The 23,597-nt window shown below is 62.2% G+C and carries 22 protein-coding genes and 1 pseudogene; 12 read left to right on the top strand and 11 right to left on the bottom strand.

Annotated elements, in window-relative coordinates; all coding sequences use genetic code 11:
* Positions 1 to 151: 151 nt before the first annotated feature.
* Positions 152 to 1,105 (bottom strand): N-acetyl-gamma-glutamyl-phosphate reductase, encoded by a 954-nt coding sequence (gene argC, locus AC07UK_RS24365; RefSeq protein ID WP_436224191.1) that lies wholly within the window; start codon positions 1,103 to 1,105, stop codon positions 152 to 154.
* Positions 1,106 to 1,305: 200 nt separating this feature from the next.
* On the opposite strand from argC, the gene AC07UK_RS24360 reads away from it, so the two are divergent.
* Both AC07UK_RS24360 and AC07UK_RS24355 read left to right on the top strand, forming a co-directional pair.
* Positions 1,306 to 2,190, top strand: a complete 885-nt coding sequence (locus AC07UK_RS24360; RefSeq protein ID WP_013952059.1) for a LysR family transcriptional regulator — start codon at positions 1,306 to 1,308, stop codon at positions 2,188 to 2,190.
* Between the two features lie 127 nt (positions 2,191 to 2,317).
* On the top strand, positions 2,318 to 2,494 hold the full coding sequence (locus tag AC07UK_RS24355) for a hypothetical protein (protein ID WP_436224190.1): 177 nt from the start codon (positions 2,318 to 2,320) through the stop codon (positions 2,492 to 2,494).
* 123 nt (positions 2,495 to 2,617) lie between these two features.
* Here AC07UK_RS24355 and AC07UK_RS24350 read toward each other — a convergent pair whose 3' ends face one another.
* Complete coding sequence (locus AC07UK_RS24350; RefSeq protein WP_436224189.1) at positions 2,618 to 3,505, bottom strand: LysR substrate-binding domain-containing protein; 888 nt, start codon at positions 3,503 to 3,505, stop codon at positions 2,618 to 2,620.
* A gap of 108 nt (positions 3,506 to 3,613) precedes the next feature.
* Between AC07UK_RS24350 and AC07UK_RS24345 the strand changes: the two genes are divergently transcribed.
* Positions 3,614 to 4,882, top strand: coding sequence for an MFS transporter (locus AC07UK_RS24345; protein ID WP_436224188.1), 1,269 nt, complete (start codon positions 3,614 to 3,616; stop codon positions 4,880 to 4,882).
* 21 nt (positions 4,883 to 4,903) lie between these two features.
* Here the strand turns inward: AC07UK_RS24345 and AC07UK_RS24340 are convergent, their stop codons facing one another.
* On the bottom strand, positions 4,904 to 5,893 hold the full coding sequence (locus tag AC07UK_RS24340) for an SLAC1 anion channel family protein (RefSeq protein WP_494686366.1): 990 nt from the start codon (positions 5,891 to 5,893) through the stop codon (positions 4,904 to 4,906).
* Between the two features lie 135 nt (positions 5,894 to 6,028).
* Here AC07UK_RS24340 and AC07UK_RS24335 point away from each other — a divergent pair, with 135 nt between their 5' ends.
* From AC07UK_RS24335 to AC07UK_RS24320, 4 genes are all read left to right on the top strand, one after another.
* Entirely contained in the window at positions 6,029 to 6,916 is an 888-nt protein-coding gene (locus tag AC07UK_RS24335) for a LysR substrate-binding domain-containing protein (protein WP_436225334.1), read from the top strand.
* 248 nt (positions 6,917 to 7,164) lie between these two features.
* The gene (locus AC07UK_RS24330) at positions 7,165 to 7,779 is read left to right on the top strand and encodes a glutathione S-transferase family protein (protein ID WP_494686367.1); all 615 of its coding nucleotides are present in this window, start codon (positions 7,165 to 7,167) and stop codon (positions 7,777 to 7,779) included.
* Between the two features lie 179 nt (positions 7,780 to 7,958).
* Entirely contained in the window at positions 7,959 to 8,531 is a 573-nt protein-coding gene (locus AC07UK_RS24325) for a TetR/AcrR family transcriptional regulator (protein WP_436224185.1), read from the top strand.
* 34 nt (positions 8,532 to 8,565) lie between these two features.
* Positions 8,566 to 9,447, top strand: coding sequence for an NmrA family NAD(P)-binding protein (locus AC07UK_RS24320; RefSeq protein WP_436224184.1), 882 nt, complete (start codon positions 8,566 to 8,568; stop codon positions 9,445 to 9,447).
* A 33-nt stretch (positions 9,448 to 9,480) separates the two neighbouring features.
* On the opposite strand, the gene AC07UK_RS24315 is transcribed toward AC07UK_RS24320, so the two are convergent.
* Complete coding sequence (locus AC07UK_RS24315) at positions 9,481 to 11,145, bottom strand: ABC-F family ATP-binding cassette domain-containing protein (protein ID WP_436224183.1); 1,665 nt, start codon at positions 11,143 to 11,145, stop codon at positions 9,481 to 9,483.
* 450 nt (positions 11,146 to 11,595) lie between these two features.
* On the opposite strand from AC07UK_RS24315, the pseudogene AC07UK_RS24310 reads away from it, so the two are divergent.
* Positions 11,596 to 11,869 (top strand): annotated as a pseudogene (locus AC07UK_RS24310) (IS3 family transposase); the annotation flags it as partial.
* Positions 11,870 to 12,111: 242 nt separating this feature from the next.
* Positions 12,112 to 12,573 carry a DUF6130 family protein gene (locus AC07UK_RS24305; protein ID WP_013952071.1) on the top strand — a complete coding sequence of 154 codons (462 nt, stop codon included), beginning with the start codon at positions 12,112 to 12,114 and terminating at the stop codon, positions 12,571 to 12,573.
* A 97-nt stretch (positions 12,574 to 12,670) separates the two neighbouring features.
* On the opposite strand, the gene AC07UK_RS24300 is transcribed toward AC07UK_RS24305, so the two are convergent.
* The 6 genes from AC07UK_RS24300 to AC07UK_RS24275 all read right to left on the bottom strand — a co-directional run bounded on the left by AC07UK_RS24300 (position 12,671) and on the right by AC07UK_RS24275 (position 19,801).
* Complete coding sequence (locus AC07UK_RS24300) at positions 12,671 to 14,152, bottom strand: amidase (protein WP_494686368.1); 1,482 nt, start codon at positions 14,150 to 14,152, stop codon at positions 12,671 to 12,673.
* Between the two features lie 148 nt (positions 14,153 to 14,300).
* Positions 14,301 to 15,644, bottom strand: a complete 1,344-nt coding sequence (locus AC07UK_RS24295; RefSeq protein WP_436224181.1) for an MFS transporter — start codon at positions 15,642 to 15,644, stop codon at positions 14,301 to 14,303.
* Positions 15,645 to 15,834: 190 nt separating this feature from the next.
* A complete protein-coding gene (locus AC07UK_RS24290) occupies positions 15,835 to 17,109 on the bottom strand; it encodes a M20 family metallo-hydrolase (RefSeq protein ID WP_436224180.1) in 1,275 nt (424 codons plus the stop codon).
* A 101-nt stretch (positions 17,110 to 17,210) separates the two neighbouring features.
* Entirely contained in the window at positions 17,211 to 17,675 is a 465-nt protein-coding gene (locus tag AC07UK_RS24285; protein ID WP_436224179.1) for a RidA family protein, read from the bottom strand.
* Positions 17,676 to 17,752: 77 nt separating this feature from the next.
* Positions 17,753 to 18,502 carry a creatininase family protein gene (locus tag AC07UK_RS24280; protein WP_436224178.1) on the bottom strand — a complete coding sequence of 250 codons (750 nt, stop codon included), beginning with the start codon at positions 18,500 to 18,502 and terminating at the stop codon, positions 17,753 to 17,755.
* Between the two features lie 12 nt (positions 18,503 to 18,514).
* Entirely contained in the window at positions 18,515 to 19,801 is a 1,287-nt protein-coding gene (locus AC07UK_RS24275) for an MFS transporter (protein ID WP_114134111.1), read from the bottom strand.
* A 160-nt stretch (positions 19,802 to 19,961) separates the two neighbouring features.
* Here AC07UK_RS24275 and AC07UK_RS24270 point away from each other — a divergent pair, with 160 nt between their 5' ends.
* From AC07UK_RS24270 to AC07UK_RS24260, 3 genes are all read left to right on the top strand, one after another.
* Positions 19,962 to 20,924, top strand: coding sequence for a LysR family transcriptional regulator (locus tag AC07UK_RS24270; RefSeq protein ID WP_436224177.1), 963 nt, complete (start codon positions 19,962 to 19,964; stop codon positions 20,922 to 20,924).
* A 515-nt stretch (positions 20,925 to 21,439) separates the two neighbouring features.
* Positions 21,440 to 22,420 (top strand): alpha/beta fold hydrolase, encoded by a 981-nt coding sequence (locus tag AC07UK_RS24265; RefSeq protein WP_436224176.1) that lies wholly within the window; start codon positions 21,440 to 21,442, stop codon positions 22,418 to 22,420.
* 107 nt (positions 22,421 to 22,527) lie between these two features.
* Positions 22,528 to 22,929 carry a cupin domain-containing protein gene (locus tag AC07UK_RS24260; protein ID WP_436224175.1) on the top strand — a complete coding sequence of 134 codons (402 nt, stop codon included), beginning with the start codon at positions 22,528 to 22,530 and terminating at the stop codon, positions 22,927 to 22,929.
* A 126-nt stretch (positions 22,930 to 23,055) separates the two neighbouring features.
* Here AC07UK_RS24260 and AC07UK_RS24255 read toward each other — a convergent pair whose 3' ends face one another.
* Positions 23,056 to 23,514, bottom strand: coding sequence for a winged helix-turn-helix transcriptional regulator (locus AC07UK_RS24255; protein ID WP_436224174.1), 459 nt, complete (start codon positions 23,512 to 23,514; stop codon positions 23,056 to 23,058).
* Between the last annotated feature and the right edge of the window lie 83 nt (positions 23,515 to 23,597).

Genomic DNA, 23,597 nt, shown 5'->3' with positions numbered 1-23,597 from the left:
TCGCACCAGGCGGGCCGGAAGCCGACAAGCTACTGGCCCGCTTCTTGTTTCGACGCCGAAGCTTGCGCCGCCTTAAGTAACGCGCCTGGAGGGCGATACGGTGAACTCGGGACTGCCCGGCTGCGACGACCGCCATTACCCTGGGTAGGCCTCAGGCGGCCCGGCGAACCTCCGCCGCCACCCCGGCCAGCATGAGGTCGAGGTTCTGCACTGCCGCCCCCGAAGCACCCTTGCCGAGGTTGTCGAACACCGCTGCCAACAGCACCTGCCCGTGCTCGCGGTTGGCGAACACGCCCAGGCGCATGTTGTTGGTGCCGTTCAGTGCCTGCGGGTCGAGGTGAGTAGCAGCGGCCGATTCGGCGAGCGGCATCACCTCGACATGGCGGGCGTCGGCGTAGTGGTCGAGCAGGCAGGCGTGCAGCCTGCCGACGTCGGTGCCGGATGCCAGCAGGTCCAACTCCAGCGCCACCGTCAGTACGATACCTTGCCGGAAGGCGCCGTAGGCCGGCACGAAGGCGGGGCGCCGTGCCAGGCCTGCGTGCTGCTGGATTTCAGGCGTGTGCTTGTGCGCCAGGTCCAGGCCATAGACCTGGAAGGGCAGGGCCCGGGTGGCCTCCGGTCCCTCGTAGGTATCGACCGCGGTGCGGCCGCCACCCGAATAGCCCGACACCGCGTGGATGGCGATGGGGTAGTCGTGCGGCAGCAGGCCGGCCGCCACCAAGGGACGCAGCAGGCCGATCGCCCCGGTGGGATAGCAGCCCGGATTGCTGACGCGCAGCGCGCCCGCGATGCGCTGCGCCTGGCCGGCGGCCATCTCCGGAAAGCCATAGGTCCAGCCGGGCTGCGTGCGGTGTGCCGAACTGGCGTCGATCACACGCACCGCAGGGTTGACGATGGACGTTACCGCCTCGCGTGCGGCGGAGTCCGGCAGGCACAGGATGGCGATGTCGCAGCCGTTGATGGCGTCGGCGCGGGCGCGCGCATCCTTGCGCTGGCCGGCGGGCAGTGTCAGCAGGCGCAGATCGTCGCGTCCGCGGAGGCGTTCGTGGATCTGCAGGCCGGTGGTGCCCTGGTCGCCGTCGATGAAAACAAGAGGGTAGCGCATGGGATGGATCCTTGGCAGTGGCGTGAAAGTGGCAGCCCCGGCCGGTGCAGCATCAGCGCTGCGTTGGTGCGGCCGGTACAGGAAGCGCCATCTTGCGCCACCGGATAGAATCGAAGAAGTTGAATTTCATGACGATGAAATTCATGTTTCCTGAACGATATCCTCTTCAGCAGATACGCCCTTAACCGGAGTTCCGCCCCATGCGCGAGATCAGCCTGGACCGCCTGCGTACCCTCGTCGCCATCGCCGATCTGGGTTCCTTCGCCGAAGCTGCGCGCGCGTTGCACTTGGCGCCGCCCACCGTCAGCCTTCACATTGCCGAGCTGGAAGCCCGCGTCGGTGCGGTACTGCTGACGCGTAGGCGCGGCGAGGTGCGTCCGTCGTCCATTGGCGAGACACTGGTCGATCGCGCCCGCCGCCTGCTGGCCGATGCCGACCTTGCGCTGGACGACGTGCAGCGTCAGGTGCAGGGGTTGACCGGCCGCGTGCGCCTCGGCGCCTCGACCGGGGCCATCGCCCACCTGCTGCCACAGGCGCTGGCCATGCTGGCGGAGCGGCATCCCGATATCGACGTGCAGGTGGCCGTGCTTACCTCACAGGAGACGCTGGCGCGGCTGGCCGCCGGCACGCTGGAGGTCGGTCTGGTGGCACTGCCACAGGCGCGCGTGGCGGGGCTGACCATCCGCCCTTGGCGGCGCGATCCGGTACGGGCTTTCCTGCCAGCGAGCTGGCCCTGCCCGGCGCGCATCACGCCGGCCTGGCTGGCAACGCGCCCGCTGATCCTGAATGACGGCACCACGCGCCTGTCGCGCCTGACCGCCGAGTGGTTCGCCAGCGGTGGCCACAGGCCGGCGCCGCGTATTCAGCTCAACTACAACGACGCCATCAAGAGCCTGGTGGCGGCCGGCTATGGCGCGGCCCTGCTGCCACACGAGGTCACCACGCCGGCGCCGGATGCGCGCGTAGTGATGCGGCCGCTGCGGCCGGCGTTGTGGCGGCGACTGGGGTTGGCGCACAGCGGGGAACGGGTAGAACGTGCCACGGAATACGTACTGGAGGCCCTGTGGGCGCTGCGGGCGGGGTAGCGCCATTGGCCTGCGCTATCGGTGCTGCCGCGCCGAGGGTAGGCGTTCAGCCAGCCTGGGCTGCGAGCGACGGGCGGCATAAGCGCCGTGCCGTTTCGGACTAGAATCCTCTGAGGAGGTGTCAGTCATGTCAGCTATCAAGCGCATCGATCCGGGCAATTCCGCCTATCAGGGCGCGCCGCACAGGGCGACCCGCTACCCTGCTGAGCACGTCACGTTGACGGCTGACTCCAGGAAGAGGCTGCGCCCCAGTGTGCCGCATCGAAAGGTCGGGCGCGGCAAGGTCGGCGTCGGCGGCAAGTAGGGACCTGCAACCGTCGCTGAAAGCGAACAGGATGTCGTCAATGGCGGCATCGCCGTTGCCGTGGATGGCGATCTGCCCGGGCGCCGATCCGATAGGGCGTGACAAGCCATCACACTGCCGCCATCACACCGGACGCAACGCCTCCAGCATGATGTCGGCCAGGCGCTGTGATACCTCGGACGCGGGCCCCGGTGCGCGCAGCAGCATCAGGGGCATCTTGCCGAGCGGCGGCAATCCTTCGGCCGCCCCAAGTTGCCGCAGCGATGCCGGCAAGCCGTAGGGCGTGCGGACCACCAACCCAAGTCCGGCTGCCGCTGCGGCCCACAGGCCGCCAAGGTTGGGGCTGGTGAACGAGACGCGCCAGGGAATTCCGGCGCGGTCCAATGCCGCCGTGGCGGCATCGTGGAAATGGCAGGGCCGGTCGAACGCCGCCAGCGGTATCGGCTGGCCGGGTTCGATGCGCCACGGCAGCGCAGCCGGTCCGACCCAGCACATCGGCGGTTCGCCGACCACGGCGAAATCGGCGCCGGGCTCTCTGGCCGTCCGAGGGCCATCCGCGCCACCCCAGACCAGCGCGAGATCCAGCGTCCGCGCCTGGATGCGGGCGAACAAATCGTGATTGCGCGCCACCATGGCTTCGACCCGGACCTTCGGATGCGCTCGGGCAAACCGCCCCAACACCTCTGGCAACATTGCCTCGCCGAACTCTTCCTGCAGTCCCAATCGCACGCCGCCGGACAGGTCCACCCCTCGCACGGCCGCGGCAGCTTCGTCGTTCAGGGCAACGATTCTGCGCGCGTAGCCAAGCAGCAGACTCCCCGCCTCGGTGAGTTCCAGGGTCCTGCCGGCCTTGCGAAACAGCGGCGTGCCGGCCATGTCCTCGAGCTTGTGAATCTGCGCACTGACGGCCGAAGTGGAGCGGCCGACCTGCTCTGCAGCGCGCGCGAAGCTGCCGAGGTCGATGCCGGCGATCAAGCTGCGCAGCGCGGCAATATCAAGATTCGACGCCATGGCAATCGTGCGGAAAAACGAAACAATTGGTCCAAAACTTTCTGATTTTCAAGACGAATATTGATTGCAATACTGACGCTCTGTCAACTGCCTTATCGGAGGGCCGTCGTGGCCGAGTCCGTCTGTTTTTCCCGCCCTGGTGGTAATTCCCTCGCCGCCTCCGCCGCTTCGCATCGCTGGAAAGTGTTGGGCGTCGGCGTTGCCGCGAACGCCAGCTTCATCGCTGCCGCCAACGGGTTGCCCGCCACCGCCGTGTGGCTGCGCAGCGCCTATCAGATCGACAATGGGGGGCTTGGCCTGCTGCTTGGTGCGTTGGGCATCGGCGCCGCGTTGTCCGAACTGCCATGGGGCGCAGCGGCCGACCGGTGGGGCGATCGTCGCGTCCTGCTGTATGGGCTCGGCGCCACCGCTCTCATACTGGCCGTGATGGCACTGTTTCTTGCCCCAAGGCCGGATCGCGTGCCGCCCTTGCCGGTGGCGATGGCCTGCATGGCGCTGCTGGGACTGGCGGGCGGCAGCGTCAACGGGGCCAGCGGGCGGGCGGTGATGCGATGGTTCGCCGAAGGCGAGCGCGGCCTGGCGATGAGTATCCGCCAGACGGCGGTGCCCCTGGGCGGCGGGCTAGGAGCGCTCGTGTTGCCGTGGCTGGCTTTTGCCATGGGCTTTCGCTGGGTGTACGCAGTCCTGGCCGCGTTCTGCTTTGCCTCTGCCTGGCTGACTTGGCGATGGCTGCACGAACCCACGCATCTCGCTTCCCCCACGTCGGCACGACGCCATGCGCACGACAATGCCAGCCCGTTGCGCAGCCTGCGGGTCTGGCGCATTGCCGTGGCCATCGGCATCCTGTGCGCACCCCAATTCGCGGTTTTGAGCTTCGCCTCGGTGTTCCTGCACGATGCGGCCCATGTGGGTGTGTCGGGCATCGCCGCCACCCTTTGCGCTGTGCAGCTCGGCGCGATGGCGATGCGGATCTGGAGCGGCCGCCATACCGATCGGCGTGGCAACCGCCGTGTATGGCTGCGCCATTGCACGCTGATCGCCGCGCTGATGTTCGTGCCGCTGGCCCTCTGCGCGGCGGTCGGGCAGAGTGTTCCTGCGACGCTGACCATGGTCGCGGTCGTGCTGGCTGGCATCGCGGTTTCGGCCTGGCATGGGGTTGCCTACACCGAACTGGCGACGCAGGCGGGCGCGGAGCGGGCGGGTACGGCCCTCGGCCTGGCCAATACGCTGGTCTTCGCCGCGTACTTCGCTGCCCCTGCGGCGATTCCGCTACTGCTCGATCGCGGCGGCTGGGCCGGCGTCTGGCTCCTGGCGGGGGCCTGCGCGGCGACGGCGTGGCCGCTTTTTCCCCGGGCTGGCGATCGTCCCAGCAACTGACCGACGTTTCCAGTCACTGCCTCAACCGGCGAGCAGCTTCCCATTAATAAGCATGTGCAGGGTTCTGAAAAGAAGGACCACGATCGCGATGCTCAGCATGGCGAGGAGGAGGATCGCAATCACCGTCACGGGCCAGGCCTGGGCGAACATCGAGTATTTCAGCGCGGCACTCGCGAGGGCCGCCATCGGAAAGCTGATGGCCCACCAACCGGAAGCGAACGGAATTCCCTTGCGAAAGACTTTAGGCGCCAGCGTAAGGAATATGAAGAGGCCGAAGTAGAACAGCATGCCGGAGAATGTGTCGACGCGTTGCGTAAAGTTGGTGTAGGCGAGAAAGCCCACTTCGAAGGGTGCCATCAGGATCAACAGGGAAGGAATCATGCCCGCGGGCAGGGGCTCGTGATGAATCATTCGCGACATGATCATCGTAAAGAACAAGAGGGCAATCATCGTCCCAACGGCCAGTGCGAACATGTTGACTTCATGAGCCCACGGCATAGGCATGCTTCCACCTGTAACCGCAATATCCAAAGTGGCGACTCCGGGGATAAACCAGGCAGGAACCGCGTGTGCGGCGTCAATCTTGCCTTGCAGCAGCCGGCTCGCAATCGTGAAACAGAGCGCGATCGTCGCAATTGTGCCCACTATCCAGATGACTTCGGCGAGCGGCTGGCTAAGTTGAGCAACGACCGAGGAGAGCAGCAGGATAGCGATCGTGATGGTGCCGAAGAAGTTGCCAGCGACGGGATGTCGGAACTCGCCGCGGACCGCGTCCGGATGTTGCATTGCCTTGACGAGATACCCCGCGCTCAGCGCCAGGAACACGACGATAGCGAGGATCCCGGCTGCCGCGGATATCAGTGGCGTTACCCCAAATTCCTGGCTGGCCTGGCGCCACGCGATCGAGAGCCCGGCAATGCCCATCACGGACGCAAACAGGTTGACGGGCAAGTTTTTGATGGAAGCGTTCCGTTGCAAAGCCTGCGGTTGGGTACTCGATAGTGTTGACACAGCACATTCTCCAGACTCTCGACGCGTTCGCCGAGGAATGCCTGGATAGTAGGCGCTTCCACCCAGAAAGATAATCTGCCATTATTAAGAATCATCCTCCCAAAAAATGAGAACGTGGCCGATCGTTTCGAATCCATGTCGATTCTGGTGGCCGTGGTCGACGCAGGCAGTTTTTCTGCAGCTGCCCGGCAGCTCGAGATTCCGCTTGCAACGGTCAGCCGCAAGGTCGCAGAACTGGAGTCACACCTGAAAACCCGACTCCTGCATCGCTCTACCCGGCAACTTGCGCTCACAGAAGCCGGACAGTCCTATGTCGCCGCGTGCCGGCGCATTCTCGATGAAGTTGGAGAAGCAGAGCGTGCCGCATCGGGGGAATACGCGGCGCCTAAAGGTGAACTTGTCATGACGGCGCCCATTGTCTTCGGACGCTTGCACTTGTTGCCGGTGGTCGCGGAATTCCTCAAGACTTACCCGGACATCGATGTGCGGATGGTGCTGACCGACCGTGTGATGCATCTTCTTGAAGAGCAAGTCGACGTCGCAGTGCGGATCGCTGAACTACCCGACAGCAGTTTCATAGCGACGCGGATTGGCACAACGCGTCGGGTGGTATGCGCGAGTCCAGCCTACTTCGATGAACATGGCACGCCGACGAACCCCCTTGAGCTAACCGGCCATGCATGCATCACCATGGATCAGATTGCATCCAGGCAAGTCTGGACTTTCCTGTCGGGCAAGGCGGAGGTGGAGGTGCCCATCCGCTCGCGGCTTGTCGTGAGCACTGCCGAAGCCGCAATCGACGCGGCGGTGGCCGGGGTCGGCCTCACTCGCGTGCTGTCCTACCAGATGGCGGACGCGATCCGTGCCGGTGCGGTCAAGACCACGCTCGAAGCGTTCGAGCCAGCGCCGTGGCCCATCAGCCTGGTTCACCCTGGACAGGGGATTCTGCCGCTGAAGTTGCGCGCATTTCTTGATTTCGCCGGGCCACGATTGATGGCTCGGTTGAAGGAACCAGGCGTCTAATGGGCTGATGCTTTGCTCGGGGCCCGCAGATATCCAGGTCACCGCCTCGGGCGTACCGAGCCGGGCACGCCAGGGCATGGACGGCGAGTTGTCACGAGCGACCGGTAGATCCACCGACTACTATTAGACGTCGACAACTTGGTAACGAAGACGAACGTCCGATTGGTGCTTCAGGAGACGACGGCTGCGGCGGTCGCCCGTATCTACCGGTAGCCTAGTGTGAGGCGCGCATGGATGAGGCAGGACGCATGCAAGGTTCGATCGAACTGTATGGAGCGTTGACTGGCAACTGTATCCGTGCCGCGATCGCGCTTGACGAGGCGGACATCCCCTATACGGTCAGGCGGGTCAATCTGGCTGCGGGTGAACAGCGCAGCGAGCAACATCGTGTCCTGAATGCTTTCGGCAAGGTTCCGGTACTTGTCGAGTACCGGAACGGCGGCAATTTCGTGTTGACGCAGTCGAATGCCATCATGCTGTTTGCGGCCGAGCGCTCCAGGAACAAGCTCCTGCCCGCCGATCCGGTGGCATGCGCCAAGGTCTATGAGCGCTTTTTCTATTTTCTGACTGACGTGATCGCGGTAAGTCACTGTGCGTTCCGGCTTGAGCAGATCGGCGCAGGCGCTCAGGCCTCGCACATCCATGAACTGGCAAGAGCCTCACTCATCGAAGCGGAGCAATTCCTGGCGTCGACAGAGTTCATGGCTGGCGATACGTTTTCGCTTGCCGACATTGCGGCATTCACCATCGCAAGTACCTTCAGCGGCAATATTCAGTGGCCGGATCACCCGGCCCTTATGCGGTGGTTTCAGGCAGCCGCACAACGTCCCGCCGTAGTGAAGGGACTGAAGGCATTCGAATAAGGACTCACTTGCGGCCCTATCTTGCTGCCCGCGACGTAGCAGAAGCGCCGCAGGGGTAACTTTTTTCTGCCGAAAAGCCCATCGGCACCCGCAATTCTCTTCCTTGACTTCCATTTAGATGTTGCCTACCATCTAAATAAGATGGTTAGCGACCACACACAAAGGTACGGAGAAAGGTGATGCGGAAATCAAAGGTTGAAACAGCGGATACCCGTCGACGCATTGTGGAGGTCGCGGCGCGAGAGTTCCGGATCCATGGCATCCAGGCGACGGGATTGAACAACGTGATGTCGCCGTTAGGCCTCACGCAGGGCGGTTTTTATCGGCATTTCTCTTCGAAGGATCAACTGATCGCAGAAGCGTGTTCCCAGGCGATGACCGAGGTCATCGACGGGCTGGAAGCCGCCGCGCGAGATAGCGATGCGGACAACGGATTTGCCGCCGTCGTCAATGCCTATGTGTCTGAGCACCACCGCGACACACAGACAGGCGGATGTCCGCTGGCGGCTATGGGGAGCGAACTCGCCAGGGCTGATGCGCAGACGCGGGCGGCAGCCACGCAAGGTTTTGAAGAACTGGTCGATGTACTGGCGAAGCGAATGGACGGCAAGTCGCCAAAGGCGGCCAGGTCCTCGGCTGTGTTCGCAGCGGCGGCCATGATTGGGGCCGTAACGATGTCAAGAGTCGTTGAAGATTCCGACGCTTCAGCGGCGATTCTGGAGGATGTGAAGCAGCACCTCGGGGCGATGTAAACCTGTCGGACACATTCACAGATTGGAGCAATACATGGAACAGCGCAAATATCTCATCACTGGCGCCACCGGCAAGACCGGGGTCTACACCACCCGATTTCTGCTCAACGCTGGGCACGCGGTTCGCGCGTTCGTACACCAGGAAGATGAGCGCAGCGCTGCGCTGCGCAATGAAGGCGCCGAGATCTTCGTGGGTGACCTTCTCGAGCATGACGACGTGATTCGCGCCATGGAAGGCGTTGCGGGAGCGTATCTCTGCTATCCGGTTCGCCCGGGCTACATTCAGGCCACCTCATACTTTGCCGATGCCGCAAAGCGCGCCGGCGTAGAGGTCGTCATCGAGATGTCGCAAATCTCGGCGCGGGACGATTCGGAGAGCCATGCCGCCCGCGACCACTGGATCGCCGAGCGCGTGCTCGACTGGTCCGGTGTGCCGGCCGTCCATATTCGCCCGACCTACTTCTCCGAATGGCTGATTTTTCCGTGGGTACTCGACACTCTCGTGCAGGAAGGCAAGATCACGTTGCCCTATGGTGCCGGTCGTCATGCACCGATCGCCGCCGAGGACCAGGCCCGTCTGATCGCAAATATCCTTGCTGAGCCTTCGAATCATATCGGCAAGACCTATTCCCTCTTTGGTCCTGTCGAGCTGAACCAGCAAGAAATCGCCGATGAGATTGGCAAGGTGCTGGGACGCAAGATCACCTATGCGCCGTCGACCCTTGAGCAATATCGTGAGCATCTGGAGAAGTACAACCTGCCGGAATTCGTGATCCAGCATTTCCTGGCTACCGCGGTCGACTATCAGAACGGCATCTTCTCCGGTACTGACGGCGTCATCAAGGAGATCACGGGCAAGGCGCCGCAGACGGTCGCTGAATTTGTAGAGGCCAATCGCGAGGTCTTCGAAGCATAAACTCGACCCGGAGCTGGAGCCCACACAATCCATTCATTGTGTGGGCGCCTGCTCGCGCATGCGACGGGTTTCATCGCGCAGGAACTGCTGGTAATCGTCCAGATCGCCGTCGAAGGGCTCGACGCCGCCCTTGGTGATGAGCCAGAACTCGTCACATACGGCGCGCAGCAGGGCCCGGTCGTGACTGACCAGCATCACTGTGCCTTCGAATTCGTTGAGCGCCATGCCTAGCGCTTCGCGGGTGGCCAGGTCGAGGTGGTTGGTAGGCTCGTCGAGCAGCAGCAGGTTGGGACGCTGCCACACGATCATGCACAACACGAGGCGCGCCTTTTCGCCGCCGCTCATCGTGCTAACCGCCTGATGGACCATGTCGCCACTGAAGTTGAAGGTGCCGAGGAAGGTGCGAAGCGATTGTTCGGTGCCACTCTGGCCGGGAGCGCGCATGTGCGCCGGCGTGTCCTTGGCAAGGCGGATCATGTGCTCCATCGGAGTGTCGAGCGGGCGCAGCACGTCGAGTTCCTGCTGTGCGAAGTAGCCGATATTCAGGCCTTTGCCTTCGCTGATTTCGCCGGCAATCGGCGCCAGCGCGTGCGCCACCGTCTTTACCAGCGTGGACTTGCCTTGGCCGTTGGCACCGAGAATGCCGATGCGCTGCCCGGCCAGCACGGAACGGTTGATGCCCCGCACGATGACCGTGGGCGGCGTGCCCGGCAGTGCGCCGGTCGGCGCCGGGTAGCCGAAGCTCGCGTCCAGCATCGACAACAGCGGGTTCGGGACGTTGAGCGGCTCCTTGAACTCGAAGTTGAACTCTGCGTCGGCAAGTACCGGTGCGATCTTCTCCATGCGTTCGAGCGCCTTGACCCGGCTCTGCGCCTGCTTCGCCTTCGAGGCCTTGGCCTTGAAACGGTCGATGAATTTCTGCAGGTGGGCGATCTTGTCCGCCTGCTTGGCCATCGCGGCCTGCTGCAATATGAGCTGCTCAGCGCGCATGTCTTCGAACTTGCTGTAGTTGCCGCCATAACGCACGAGCTTGGTGTTGTCGACGTGCACCGTCACCTGCGTCACCGCGTCGAGGAATTCGCGGTCGTGGCTGATCACTACCAGGGTTCCTTGATAGCGCTTGAGCCAGGCTTCCAGCCAGACCAGCGCGTCGAGGTCGAGGTGATTGGTCGGCTCGTCGAGCAGCAGCAGGTCCGACGGGCACATGAGCGCGCGTGCCAGTTGCAGTCGCATGCGCCAGCCGCCGGAGAAACTGTTGACCGGCTGACTAAGCTGCGCGGCACTGAAGCCAAGGCCGAGGATCAGCGCTTGGGCACGTGCGGGGGCATCGTGCGCACCGGCGTCGTGCAGGTCCATGTAGGCGTGCGCCATGCGCATGCCGTCGTCGCTGACCTCGGCGGCGGCTACTTCTGCCTGCGCGGCCAACAGCACGGTATCCCCCTCGACTACGAAGTCGGTCGCGCTCTGCTCGGTCTCCGGCATCTCCTGCGCGACCTGGCCCATCTTCCATGCAGCGGGAATTGAGAACTCGCCGCTGTCTTCGTGCAGCGTGCCGTTGAGAAGGCCGAAGAAGGATGACTTGCCGGCGCCATTGCGGCCGACAAGGCCAATCTTTTCGCCGGGGTTGAAGGTGACGGACGCGCGGTCGAGTACGACATTGACGCCGCGACGCAGCGTGACATTACGGACGGAAATCATAGGGAGCTACTTCAGAGAGGATTCGCATGATAGCCGACCGGACGTGCAGGGCTGTCTCTTTTTTGGCCGCGCGAGTGAAGAGCCGTTTGCGCTTTGCGGCGCACACCGGCCACAAGGCGAGGCAGTCCCTGGCGCACCGGGCGTTCCGGCCACGGTGAAATCTGGCGGGTTCTGCGTGCGAAGTTCCCCCCGACTATCGCCAGCCACAGTGCCGTTCATGATTTCTACTTTGGGCCTGATTTCCTGCTGCGCCGCCACGACTATGAGCTAGAAGTGACTGGTGGCTTGGCGGTGGCCCAGTATGTGCATGACTTCGTCGCAATGCAGGGCATCCGCTTTCCGAGTCGCAGGCGGGTCCACCCACTTGATCTGTCCGATTTCGAGTTGCGCTAAGCCAACAGCTATGCGTAGCCGTTGAAAGGCGGACACTATCCGTTGTTGGCGCTGTGTGAGGTCCTGTCGGATGGCATGCGCTGCTCGATGAGCCGCAAAGGAAATTGTCAGGACAACGTCTCTACGGAGAGCTTCTTCAATAGCCTGAAGAACGAGCGAGTACACGCCACGCGCTACCGAACGCACCAGGAAGGCAATGGCGGACTTGTTCGAGTACATCGAAGTGTTCTATGACCGCAGTCGCCGTCATTCATCGCTGGGCTTTGTATCACCGGTTCAGTTCCTCCAAAACTGGCTCAAGGCTCAACAGACCGAGGATGCGGCTGCATAACCGGCGGCCTCTGGAAGGCGAAAAACAGAGGGAAGCTCAGTTCAACTTGAAGCCTACCGGCAGGAATACCGACGAATGGTGTATTGCTATGTATCAGGAATGGCAAGCGATACCTTCCCATACAACATCACCACAACGGTCGACCGCCGTGTGATGAAATGTGGAGACTGCCCTCAAACTGCGCGCGATCGCTCTGCATGGCCCGCGCATCGAGGCAACCCATCTGCGAAAAAGGATATGTCATGCGCTCCAACCTGAAATACCTTTCGACGGCCGCGATTGCGGCGACATTCTGCATTGGCGCATCCGCGCAAACAGCACAGGATGCCGTGCGGCCACCTGCCATTCTTCCGCTCAGCGGCGAGCCAGCGCCCAAGCTGATAGCGTACCCGGCACTTGCCGAGCCGCTTGCGCGCGGCGTAGTCATCGTCCAATTCCGGACGGAGAATTTCCGCGTCATGCCGGTATTTGGCAAGCCGGCAGTCGATATCTCGCCACGCATCGGGCATTTGCACGTAACAGTGGACGACGTTCGTGGCACTTGGGCACATACGAGTGAAGACCCGATCATCGTCGTCGGGCTCACGCCGGGGCCGCACAAGCTTCGGCTAGAGTTGGCTGATCCGAGCCACAAGATCCTGGCTACCGAGGTGGTTGCCGTCACGGTCCCAGATCTGAGAGTTTCGAAACCGCATGAGCATTGATGTATTGTGCGCCCGCCTGTCTCAGGCGGGCGCGCGGAAGACGGCGCCGCCGCATGCACCGCTGTGATTCCGCCACTTGGTGCCAGGATAGCGGCTGCTACTGATTCGACGTCTTGTTGACGATTGATCCTGCCCATACCGGTGGCCGCCGTTCGCGCCAAGGACATGCCGCTTCCAATTGTGCGGCCAGACGGAACAGCGTGTCCTCCCGCCCGAAGCCAGACATAAAATGCGAGCCGATTGGCAGATCCGCTTGAGGGTCGATGGAAAGCGGCATTGACATTGCTGGCGTTCCCGTCACGTTCGATAACGCGGTAAACGGTGACTGGCTAAAAACGTGCGCGATCCAGCCAAGCCCATCGACTGATGTTTCCACCCGGTTGTATTCACCAATCCGAGGCGGAAGTCCGGGTAACGTCGGTGTCAGCATAATGTCGTAGTCGCCGAAGAACCGACCCAGCGCCCGTGTGACCGTATTTCTGACCTGCAATGCCGACAGGAGCTCTACGGCGCCAATCTCAATGCCGTATCGATAGAGCGCGAGCGTTGCAGGTTCAAGGTGTGTTTCATCCACAGTTCGTCCGGTGGCTGCGGCAATGCCGTTGATCCGGAGCGCTGCGTTGGCAGCCCAGATTTTCGCGTTGCATTGCACAAAGGCGTCCCAGTTCACACCCAAGTCTGGCGCTACTTCATGGACATGATGACCCAGGGACTCGAGTGTCCTGGCCACCTTGCTCAAGGCATCCGCAACCCCCGTGTCAGTACGCGCGGCACTGAATGGATTCATCATGAACCCGATCTTCAGGTTTCCCGGCTGCTGCCGGATCTCCGACAGATAGCTGTCTTTGGGCGGGGCAATGTAGTAGGGCTCGCCCACGCCGCCGCCGTGGATGCCATCAAGCAGCGCCGCACTGTCGCGCACAGTGCGACTCACGGCAAAATGCACGCCCAGACCATTCCACACTTCGTCCACGTAGGGACCGTTCGACACGCGTCCCCTGGTCGGTTTCAGACCGAAGAGCCCGTTGCAGGAGGCCGGCACCCGTATCGATCCGCCTCCGTCCGTCGCATGCGCAATCGGAACGATACCGGCGGCCACCGCCGCTCCCGCACCGCCGCTCGATCCGCCCGCGCCATGCTGCAGACTCCAGGGATTTCTCGTCGGGCCGTACAGCACGGGTTCCGTCGTCGTGCTAACCGCCAGTTCCGGCATGGTTGTTCGCCCAAGCGTAATCAGGCCTGCCTGACGGAAGCTCGTCATCACGTACGAGTCTTCCTTTGCAACGGTTCCCATCGCCAGACGACTGCACATTTCGCTCCTGCGTCCCTGCATGGTGACGCCGAGATCCTTGAGGAGAAACGGCACGCCGCCGAGCGGTCTCGGATCGGCGCTCACGATGCCGGCTGACTGTATCTCCACCTCTTCGGGCCAGTAATCGAGCACAGCGTTTACCTGGGGATTGACGGCCTCGATGGCAGCCAATGCGGCCTGCGCCACTTCCATTGCGGTCACTTCTCGCGTGGCGATGAGATGATGCAGCCCCATGCCGTCAAGGGCGGTGTATTCGGCGAGTCTCATGTGGACGTTCTCTTTCAGGGACATCGGGAGGGCGCGCATCGCAAGAGCTGCACACCTGTCTGGTCTGACCGCAGTTTGTCCCGCATGGCCCCCTGGGTGCTTCATGGTCGAGTGCCTACAGGCATGTGTGATCACTGGCCAGAGGAGCTTACTTCGCTTGACCCACACTGGCCGGCAATGACTCGTGGCGAAGCGCAGTATCGCCCCTGGGCTTCAGCCGCAGGAACAGGATGATGAATGCACATATCAGCAACATCGCTGCCATCAGCAGGAACCCGGGGTAGATGGTTCCGGTCACGGATTTCGACCAGCCGATGATGCTTGGGCCGAAGAAGCCGCCAGACAGGCCAATCGTATTGATCAGGGCAATGGCTCCCGCTCGTGCGTTGCCCTTGATGTACGCGGGCGGAACGGCCCAGAAGACGATGTTGGCCATCCACATCAGGCCGGTAGCGACGGTAACGCATACCAGTGTCACTGCGAGATTGCCGTCGGCGAGGTACCAGCCAATGAAGCAAAGACTGCTTATGGCAGCCGGCACGGCGATGTGGATTCGACGCTCCTGACGCCTGTCGGAGCTGCGGCCGCCGAAGAAGATGGCAAACGCCGCTGCCACATAAGGAATGGCCGCATACCAACCGAGGGTCTGTGTGCTGGTGACACCGGCGGATTTGATGATTGTCGGCAGCCAGAAGCTCAATGCGTAGATCGGCGCGATGATGCACAGATAGGCTACCGCCAGGAAATACACCTTGGGATCACGCAGTACCATGAGAAACGATTCGTGCCGCCGGTCTGCAGCCGTGTTCGTTTCCGCCGCCAGCGCGCGTTTCTCTGTGTCGTTGAGCCATTTCGCATTGGACGGATCATCGACGAGCAGGAAGTAGGCTGCGACGCCGAGCACGAGGGTGGGGGCGCCTTCAATGAGAAACATCCATTGCCAACCGGCGAGGCTGGCCGTACCGGCGAAAGCCGTCATGATCCACGCCGACAGCGGACCTCCAACAATTCCGCTGAAAGGACCCGCAAGCCAAACTATCGAAATTGCGCCGGCGATGCGGCTCGGACCATACCAGCGCGACAGGTAGAAGAGGACGCCCGGCGCGAAGCCGGCTTCGAAGACGCCCAGCAGAAAGCGCAGGGCGTAGAACACCGGGACGCTATTGACGAACACCATGCACATCGAGGTGATACCCCAGAGCACCATGATGCGGCTGAAGGTAAGCCGGGCGCCAACCCTGGGCAGCAAGAGATTGCTTGGCACCTCGAACAAGACATAGCCCACAAAAAATATTCCTGCCCCTATGCCGTAGGCGGCGTCGGAGAAGCCGAGGTCGCTCTGCATCTGAAGCTTCGCAAAGCCTACGTTGACTCTGTCCAGATAAGCGAACATGAAGCCAATGAACAGCAGCGGCAGCAGGCGTATATCTACTTTTCGATAGAGGGACGCACGGTGCGTCCCGTTCCCTGAAGTTTTGTCCTTCTGAGACACAGACCTCTCCTTTGGTTGGTGCGTATAGCGTCGCCACGGCGCGCATCGGCGCCGACATCCGTGGTTGAAATGGTTCTGGCGTCATTGCGTCGCAACTTCGCTTCGTGTCGACCGATACTTCACGGTGGCCGTGCGTCCGATGGCTGCCCGGGTGCGGTTGGCCCGGAATCGATGTGGCTGTTGGAACTGCTTATAGTGGTTCGGACATGATCGCAAGCATTGCGTCGCAGAGGACCTGCGCCCCAGCCGCGACATCGACTTCGCGCGCGTTCTCAGCCTCGTTGTGGCTGATGCCCTTTTCGCAGGGCACGAAAATCATCCCGGTGGGAATATGTTGTGCGGTGTACTTGGCGTCGTGGGTCGCGCCGGAAACGATGTTCAGGAATTTCATGGCCCGACCGCCAGCAGCTTTGCGCACGGTTGCCACCACGCGATCGTCGAACGTTATCGGTGTGGACCTCAACAGAACCTTCGCTGACACCGGGCAGCCTTCAATCTCGCCGGAGCAAAGCTGAAGGATCGTCTCGCCGGCACGCAGGAGGGAATCGGGGTCGGGATGCCGCAGATCGATATTGAATGTCACCCTGCCTGGCACGGTGTTGGGCGATCCCGGATAAACCTCCAGCCTTCCGACGGTGAAGCGCAGGATATCCTCGGGGTCGTCTATCGCGGCGCGAAGGCATCCGATGAGCGTGGTGGCGGCCACCAACGCGTCCTTGCGATGCCGCAGCGGCGTCGTGCCCGCGTGGGCCTCGGCGCCTAGCAGTTGGATCTCGTAGGCATGAAGCCCTTGAATGCCCGTGACAATGCCCACATCGCATGCCTGGTTCTCAAGGACGGGGCCCTGCTCGATGTGGGCTTCGATATAGGCAAAGCCGCTCATGCCAAGCGGGCGCTTCTCCAGAACCGGCAGCTCGGCGACCTGGGCCTTCAATGCGCGTTCCACATCGATCCCGTTGACGTCCTTGATCGCCAATGCATCGGTCAGCGGCAGCGCGCCGGCCGCAACGGCGGAGCCCATCGTGGGGGGTGGGAACCTTGAGCCCTCCTCGTTCATCCACACAACGAGCTCGATCGGGCGTTCGGTCTCAGTGCCGTGATCGTCAAGTGTCTCGAGTACCTCGAAACCTGCAAGCACGCCGTAGACACCGTCGAACCTGCCTCCGGTCGGCTGGGAGTCAAGATGAGAACCCGTCAATACCGGGCTGAGGCCCGGATTCCTTCCGGGGCGGCGGATGAACAGATTGCCGATCGGGTCAATCGAGGTCTGATAGCCACGCCTGGATGCCCACTGGAGCAACAGCATCTTGCCCTGCGTGTCTTCCGCGGTGAGCGCCTGGCGGTTGACACCGCCTTTGGCCGTGGCGCCGATCCTTGCCATGGCGCAGACATGTTCCCAGAGCCGCTGGCTGTTGATGCGGGGACCGACGGAGGTAAGAGAGGAGGAAGGAGTGGGAGCGTTCATCTGGCTGCTTTGCTTTTCGTGAGAACTGGTTGCCGCGCTAAAGATTGTCGCGCCGACCTTGAGAGTTCGTCTGCGCGCACTATTTGGTTCGATCTGAAGCCTCAGTCCAGTTCGACGCTGACTTCGATCTCCACGCAGGCCCCCAGCGGAATCTGTGCGACACCGAATGCCGACCGCGCATGCTTGCCGGCCTCGCCGAACACGTCGACGAACAGCTCCGATGCGCCGTTGGTGACCAGATGCTGCCCGGTGAAGTCGGGCGTTGAATTGACCAGGCTCATGACCTTGACGATGCGTTTGACGCGATTCAGATCGCCGGTGTGGGCCTGAAGCGTCGACAGCAGATCGATCGCGACCGCACGGGCCGCGGCGCGTCCCTCGTCCGTCGACATCGTGGCGCCGAGCTTGCCAACCCACACGTTGCCGTTCTTCTTCGCAATGTGGCCGGAGAGGTAGACAAGGTTGCCGCTCTGCGCACTCATTACGTATGCGGCAGCCGGCGCGCCTGCCGGGGACAGTTCGATGTCGAGTGCTTTCAGTCTTTGGTGGATATCGTGTGATTGCATGATGTTTGTCGATGGAGGGCAAGATGGCTGGCGCCACGGGGAGTCATCGCGAGTCATGTGGCGCCAGCAGACCGGTTTCAGTCCGGCATCGGCTCGCGCCCGAAGGCTTCGAGTTCGCGGACCAGGGACTGCGCGGCCAGTTCGACCAGTGCTCGGCCTTTCTCGCGCGTTGCCAGGCCTGGATCGGAACCGATGCGTCCGTCCGGGAAGCGGGCACGGAAGTCGAGGGCTTCGCGGATCGGGCCGGTCGGGGCAATGGGCGGCGCATAGTCGGCCGACTTGATCGAATCGGGGAAGGCGTACTGCGTGATGGCAATTTCCGAAGGCGTGGCATGCGCGCCGTGGCCGGTCGGGAACTGGTCTCGTGCCAGTTCGCCCACGCCTGCGAGATCCCACCAGTTGCAGAGCTTCAGTGCGAAGCCGGCACGACGACGCGCAAAGCTTGCTTCGGCGTACAGTTCGGAGAACGCGGCATCGATCGATGAGACATTGCCACCGTGGCCGTTCAGGAACAGGATCTTTTCGAAACCATGCACCACCAGCGAGCGGGTCCAGTCGCCGATCGCGGCGATGAACGTGGACGGGCGCAGCGAGATGGTGCCGGGAAAGCCGAGGTGATGCTGTGCCATGCCGATGTTAAACGTGGGGGCCACGAGGATATCGGCGGATTTTTCCGCTTCACGCGCAATGATTTCGGGGCACAGCCAGTCCGTACCCAGCAGCCCTGTCGGACCGTGCTGTTCGTTGGAGCCGATCGGCACGACGATCGTGCGGCTGCGCTTGAGGAACTGCTCGATTTCGGACCAGGTGGAGAGATGTAGAAGCATGACGACTCCTTGTTACCGCTTTGCGGGCAGCTTGTTGGCGAGGATGATCAGTGCGGCGATGATTGGCAGCGCGGCCAGGATCAGCACACCGAGATGAAGGTTGCCGGTGGCGGTCTTGGCCCACCCGATGATGGCCGGGCCCCAGAAGCCGCCCGATAGCCCGATGGTGTTGATCAGTGCGATGCCGCCTGCGGCCGCCGGGCCCTTGATGTATTCGGAGGGCATGGCCCAGAACACCGTGTAGGCCATCCACAGCGCGCAGGTACCGAGCGTGAGCAACACTAGCGATGCCGCAAGATTGCCGTCGACGAGGATGGACGCAGCGAGCAGCAATCCGCCGGCGGTTGCGGGCACGGCACTGTGGAAGCGGCGCTCCCCGACCCGGTCCGAGCGGCGGCCCATGTAGTACATGCCGAAGGCCGCGGCGACATAGGGCAGGGCCGAGTACCAGCCGAGTTGCACGGTGTCGTTCACGCCCTGGGCCTTGATGAAGGTCGGCAGCCAGAAGCTGATCGCATAGATCGCGGCGATGATGCAAAAGTACGCCAGGGCCAGCACATAGACCCGGACATCGCGGGCCACGGCCAGGAAGGAATGTTTGTGCGCCGCGCTGGATCCGATCTCGTTGGCGAGCAGGCGCTTTTCCTGCTCGGTCAGCCAGGCGGCGTCAGCGGGACGGTTCGGCACGAAGTACAGGGCGAGCACGCCGAGCAGGATGCAGGGCAGGCCTTCGACCAGGAACATCCATTGCCAGCCGGCCAGGCCACCGGTGCCTGACAGCGCGGTGATCAGCCATGCCGAGACCGGGCCGCCGACAATGCCGCCGAGCGGGCCGGCAAGGAACACGATCGCAATGGCGCGCGCCATGCGCTGAGGCCCGTACCAGCAGGACAGGTAGTAGATCATGCCCGGGGCAAAGCCTGCTTCGAAGATGCCGAGCAGGAAACGCATGGCGTAGAACATCGGCACGTTGCGCACGAACAGCATGCAGGCCGAGGTGATGCCCCAGAGCACGAGGATGCGGCTGAAGGTCTTGCGTGCGCCGATGCGCGGCAGCATCAGGTTGCTCGGTATCTCGAACAGCACGTAGCCGATAAAGAAGATCCCCGCGCCCACGCCATATGCGGCATCGGAGAAGCCGAGGTCGCCTTGCATCTGAAGCTTCGCAAAGCCGATGTTGACGCGATCGAGGTAGGCGAACAGGTAGCAGATCAGCAGGAACGGCAGAAGTCGCCAGTTGATCTTGTTGTAGAGGGTGGAGGTGTCGTCTACTGCGCTTTCGCTCGAGATCACCAGCATGCCAGTCTCCAATGTCTTTTATGTAGGTACCGCGTGGATGAATGGATAGTGGCAGCGGCAATGGCAATCTCCAACAGCAACCATGTCCACACTTCGTTGCCTTCCGGGCAACGCATCAGGTATGGTGTGAGTCTGTCATCGGCCAAGTGGATGGTTCGACATGCGCGAAATCAATCAGCAGCGGCTGCGCTACTTCCGCGAAGTGCTTGAGCAAGGCACCATCCGCGGCGCTGCGGAGAGTCTCAACACATCGCCATCCGTGATCACTCGGCAGATCCGGCTGCTCGAGGACGAACTTGGCACGACACTGTTCGAGCGACAGGCGCGTGGGGTCAGACCGACCGAGGCCGCCGCGCATCTGCTTGAGTTCTGGCATGGCTACCGGTCACATCAGGAGAAGCTCGAGGACCAGCTCCATGCCCTCAAGGGCCTGCAGCAGGGGCAGGTCCAGCTGGTCCTGAGCGAGGGGTACGTGGATGCACTGGTCAATGAAGTGCTGGCGCCGTTCTGCGCGCAGTACCCGCTGCTCGACATCAGCATGGAGATCCTCGGCGTGGATCAGGTGCTCGACACGGTGGCCGAAAGTCGCGCGCACATCGGACTTGCCTTCAATCCGCCGCCACATCCGCACATCGAGTATCTGGCGAGCTCGTCGCAGCCGGTCGGCCTGCTGGTGCGGCCCGACCATCCCTTGGCATTGCGTGGCGGCGCAGCCAGCGTCAAGGACATCTTGTCCTGGCCGCTGGCCATGATGCCGGCGTCATTCGGCGTCGGGCACGCCGCCAAGATGCTCGAATTCGCGGAGAACATCAGGATCCGGCCGACGCTGGTCACCAATTCACTGACGGCGCTCAAGCAGTTTGTTGCCTACGAAAACTACATGACCCTGATCGGCGGTGAGTTCGCTGCGTATCGCGAAATCGCTGCCGGAATGCTCACGGTGGTGCCGATCGATCATCCGCTGTTCAGGGGCACCCAGGCGCGCTTGCTGGTCAAGGCTGGGCGACCGTTACCGGCGGCGGCGCTCAAGCTGCTTGAACATATCCTGCGGGACATGCCGATGTTTGCACAGGGCGGCCATAGATTGCTGTCAGCACACGGGAAATCTGACGGGTACGGGTAAGCAGGCAGCTCCACAGGATTTCACTGCCTGCGCTGTCCCTTCTTTGCGGTGCTGGAGTCAGAAGTCTTCATGGTGATTGAGTTGCATATGCAGCCAATCTGGCGGTCAACTAGCCAATTTCATCAAAACCCATTTAAGACAGGGCTTGTGTCCCGTCTGTATTGCGGTCTGTCCTGATTTGTCACGGAACGTGTCAGCGCCGGCACGCGATACTGGCCGGCATAAATCGCCTCAATTCCCGAGTTGGATCCTGAGGCCTTCAGGTGCGTACTATGAGGCCGACCACTTCGCGTGCAACTTGACGATGGGCATTTGCATTTGAGCAGACGTAGAACTGCGCACTGAGGGATTTTTGTATGCCAATGTATCGATGGCAGCGGCAGATACGAACAAATACGTTGGCCCCGGCGATTCACTACAGTAGGGATACAAAGCCATTCTTCAATGCTGCATATGCAGCAGAAACCCGCCGCGTCGGTTTGGGTGCTTGCAGGTCAAGCAAAATGGTGAAAGACATGACGATGAAAACCACGGTTCGCAGCGCGCTTCGGTTCACAGGTGCCGCCGGTCCTGCAGCCGCCCTGGTTGCCACATTGCTCATCGGCAACGCACACGCGGCAACGCCGAACACGACGCCCGAGATCGGGTTCGTGCAAGTCAATCCCGATATCAAGCTAAGGCGTCTGGTTGTGCACAATGCGCGCGCTAAAGGCACGGTCTTGTTTCTGCACGGGTTTCCTGAAACGCTTTACGCGTGGAAAGACGTGGCGTCTTCCCTGGGCCAGGACTATGAGGTTCACGCTTTCGACTGGCCCGGCTATGGCGAATCGTCTCGTCCCGGCGTGGACAAGTTTTCCTATGCGCCTAGGGACTATGCCAAGGTGCTGGTGGATTACATCTCCACGACCGGAATCGATAAGCAGCGGCTGGTGATCTACGCGACCGATATCGGGGCGCTGCCCGCCCTGATGGCTGCCGTCAATGAGCCAGCCATCGCCAGACGGATCATTGTTGGCGACTTTGCGCCGTTCAACCGTCCGCAGTTCATGCAGGAGCGACTGCAGGGGCTCAAGGATCCCGCCACCGCGGATGCTGTGCATGCGGCGTTCAACCGGACCCGCGACGAGATCCTGCAGAACGCATTCACGCGTGGGCTTCCCGAGTCCTCACACTATGAAGTCTCGCCGGAGTTCAAGGCAGACATGGCCCGTGGATGGCAGAACGGTGCACTGACCTCTGCTGACGCGTTCTATCAGTACTACACCCGGTTCACACGCGACCAGGACGATTTCGAAGCGAACCTGGCCAAGTTGAAAACGCACGTCACGGTGATCTGGGGCGAGAAGGACATCTACATTCGCAAGGAGATGGGCGAGGAGCTGGCAAGCCGCGCGCATCTGAATCTGAAGCTGTTGCCCGGCATCGGCCATTACCCGCATCTCCAGGACAAGGCCGCGACAATTTCAGAGGTGCGCGCCGCATTCGACGCGGAGTAGGCGAGGCCGCTCCAGCATCTCTCACACGCGATGAATCGTTGCGGATGCAGCCAGCCGGCCCCGCACGAATCGCTCGCTCGCTTCGAAAGACAATCAAGGAAAGTGAAATGAATATCGTCCGAATCACGATGGGTGCCCTGGTCGTCGCCAGCCTTGCCCCGCATCTCCACAGCGCGCAGGCACAGACGCCTGAAGTCCATCGAACCGATCTGGCCAGCCACGACCTTAGCGTCCCGGGTCGGGAAGGCATTCAGGTCCGCGTGGATTTCGACCGCGGCGCGTTCGCACCGAAACACTCGCACCCCGGCGAAGAGATCGCCCACGTGCTGCAGGGGACACTTGAGTACCAGCTTGCCGACCAACAGCCGGTCAGGCTCAACGCGGGCGAGTCGTTATTCATTCCCGCAGGCACGCCACATTCAGCTAGGAACGTCGGCACAGGGCAGGCGTCAGAACTCGCGACCTATATCGTCACGAAGGGCGCCCCACTCGTCGTGCCTGGCAAGTAGGGGCAGGGCAGCGGGCGCGCGAAGTACCACAACCCCGGACCGCATGGAGAAACGCGCCGTTGGTGTGCGGCGGCCGCCGGGCCCGCGCGACCCGGAGGCCTTGCCAAGATGTGAGTGACTTGATGACTATTTGCCGAGTATGGCCTTATTGCGGGCGTCGATGATCTCGGCCGTTCGCGCCGTCGCACCCTCGCCGGCTTCCAAACGCACGTCGCGCAAGCCCAGCGTGCGCGGACCCACGCGCAGGCTGACCGGTTCGACCGGCTTGCCGGTGCTGTCCTCGACGAGGCGGATGGGCTTTCGCGAGCTGCACCATTCGTCGCCCCATTGCATTAGCCCCACGATGATCGGATAAAGCGCCTCTCCCTTTTCCGTCAGTCGGTACTCGGTGCGCCGTTCGCTGCCCTCCGCCACCACCTTCACCAGCACTCCATGCTCGAGCAGCGTGTTCAGTCGCGTGGTCAGCACGTTTCGCGCGATCCCGAGGCGTTGCTGGAAGTCGTCAAAACGAGTCGTCCCCAACGTGCACTCACGCACGATGAGCAGGCTCCACCATTCGCCGATTTGCTCGAGGGCGCCTGCCACGGAGCAGTTCATTCCTGTGAAAGTTTTACGGTGCATAAGCGCAATCATAGATGACTAAGTTGCATCATGCAACTTAATGCGCT

The sequence above is a fragment of the Cupriavidus sp. GW821-FHT07C08 genome, from assembly GCF_059419025.1.
This window is presented reverse-complemented; position numbering and strand designations above follow the sequence as displayed.

What these genes read in the sequence shown, in the direction of transcription:
- argC (WP_436224191.1), bottom strand. Translation starts at nt 1,105, where the DNA reads ATGCGCTACCCTCTTGTTTTCATCGACGGCGACCAGGGCACCACCGGC.
- AC07UK_RS24275 (WP_114134111.1), bottom strand. Translation starts at nt 19,801, where the DNA reads ATGCTGGTGATCTCGAGCGAAAGCGCAGTAGACGACACCTCCACCCTC.
- AC07UK_RS24290 (WP_436224180.1), bottom strand. Translation starts at nt 17,109, where the DNA reads ATGAACGCTCCCACTCCTTCCTCCTCTCTTACCTCCGTCGGTCCCCGC.
- AC07UK_RS24320 (WP_436224184.1), top strand. Translation starts at nt 8,566, where the DNA reads ATGGAACAGCGCAAATATCTCATCACTGGCGCCACCGGCAAGACCGGG.
- AC07UK_RS24300 (WP_494686368.1), bottom strand. Translation starts at nt 14,152, where the DNA reads ATGAGACTCGCCGAATACACCGCCCTTGACGGCATGGGGCTGCATCAT.
- AC07UK_RS24360 (WP_013952059.1), top strand. Translation starts at nt 1,306, where the DNA reads ATGCGCGAGATCAGCCTGGACCGCCTGCGTACCCTCGTCGCCATCGCC.
- AC07UK_RS24315 (WP_436224183.1), bottom strand. Translation starts at nt 11,145, where the DNA reads ATGATTTCCGTCCGTAATGTCACGCTGCGTCGCGGCGTCAATGTCGTA.
- AC07UK_RS24265 (WP_436224176.1), top strand. Translation starts at nt 21,440, where the DNA reads ATGACGATGAAAACCACGGTTCGCAGCGCGCTTCGGTTCACAGGTGCC.
- AC07UK_RS24325 (WP_436224185.1), top strand. Translation starts at nt 7,959, where the DNA reads ATGCGGAAATCAAAGGTTGAAACAGCGGATACCCGTCGACGCATTGTG.
- AC07UK_RS24330 (WP_494686367.1), top strand. Translation starts at nt 7,165, where the DNA reads ATGCAAGGTTCGATCGAACTGTATGGAGCGTTGACTGGCAACTGTATC.
- AC07UK_RS24355 (WP_436224190.1), top strand. Translation starts at nt 2,318, where the DNA reads ATGTCAGCTATCAAGCGCATCGATCCGGGCAATTCCGCCTATCAGGGC.
- AC07UK_RS24280 (WP_436224178.1), bottom strand. Translation starts at nt 18,502, where the DNA reads ATGCTTCTACATCTCTCCACCTGGTCCGAAATCGAGCAGTTCCTCAAG.
- AC07UK_RS24260 (WP_436224175.1), top strand. Translation starts at nt 22,528, where the DNA reads ATGAATATCGTCCGAATCACGATGGGTGCCCTGGTCGTCGCCAGCCTT.
- AC07UK_RS24350 (WP_436224189.1), bottom strand. Translation starts at nt 3,505, where the DNA reads ATGGCGTCGAATCTTGATATTGCCGCGCTGCGCAGCTTGATCGCCGGC.
- AC07UK_RS24285 (WP_436224179.1), bottom strand. Translation starts at nt 17,675, where the DNA reads ATGCAATCACACGATATCCACCAAAGACTGAAAGCACTCGACATCGAA.
- AC07UK_RS24335 (WP_436225334.1), top strand. Translation starts at nt 6,029, where the DNA reads ATGTCGATTCTGGTGGCCGTGGTCGACGCAGGCAGTTTTTCTGCAGCT.
- AC07UK_RS24305 (WP_013952071.1), top strand. Translation starts at nt 12,112, where the DNA reads ATGCGCTCCAACCTGAAATACCTTTCGACGGCCGCGATTGCGGCGACA.
- AC07UK_RS24270 (WP_436224177.1), top strand. Translation starts at nt 19,962, where the DNA reads ATGCGCGAAATCAATCAGCAGCGGCTGCGCTACTTCCGCGAAGTGCTT.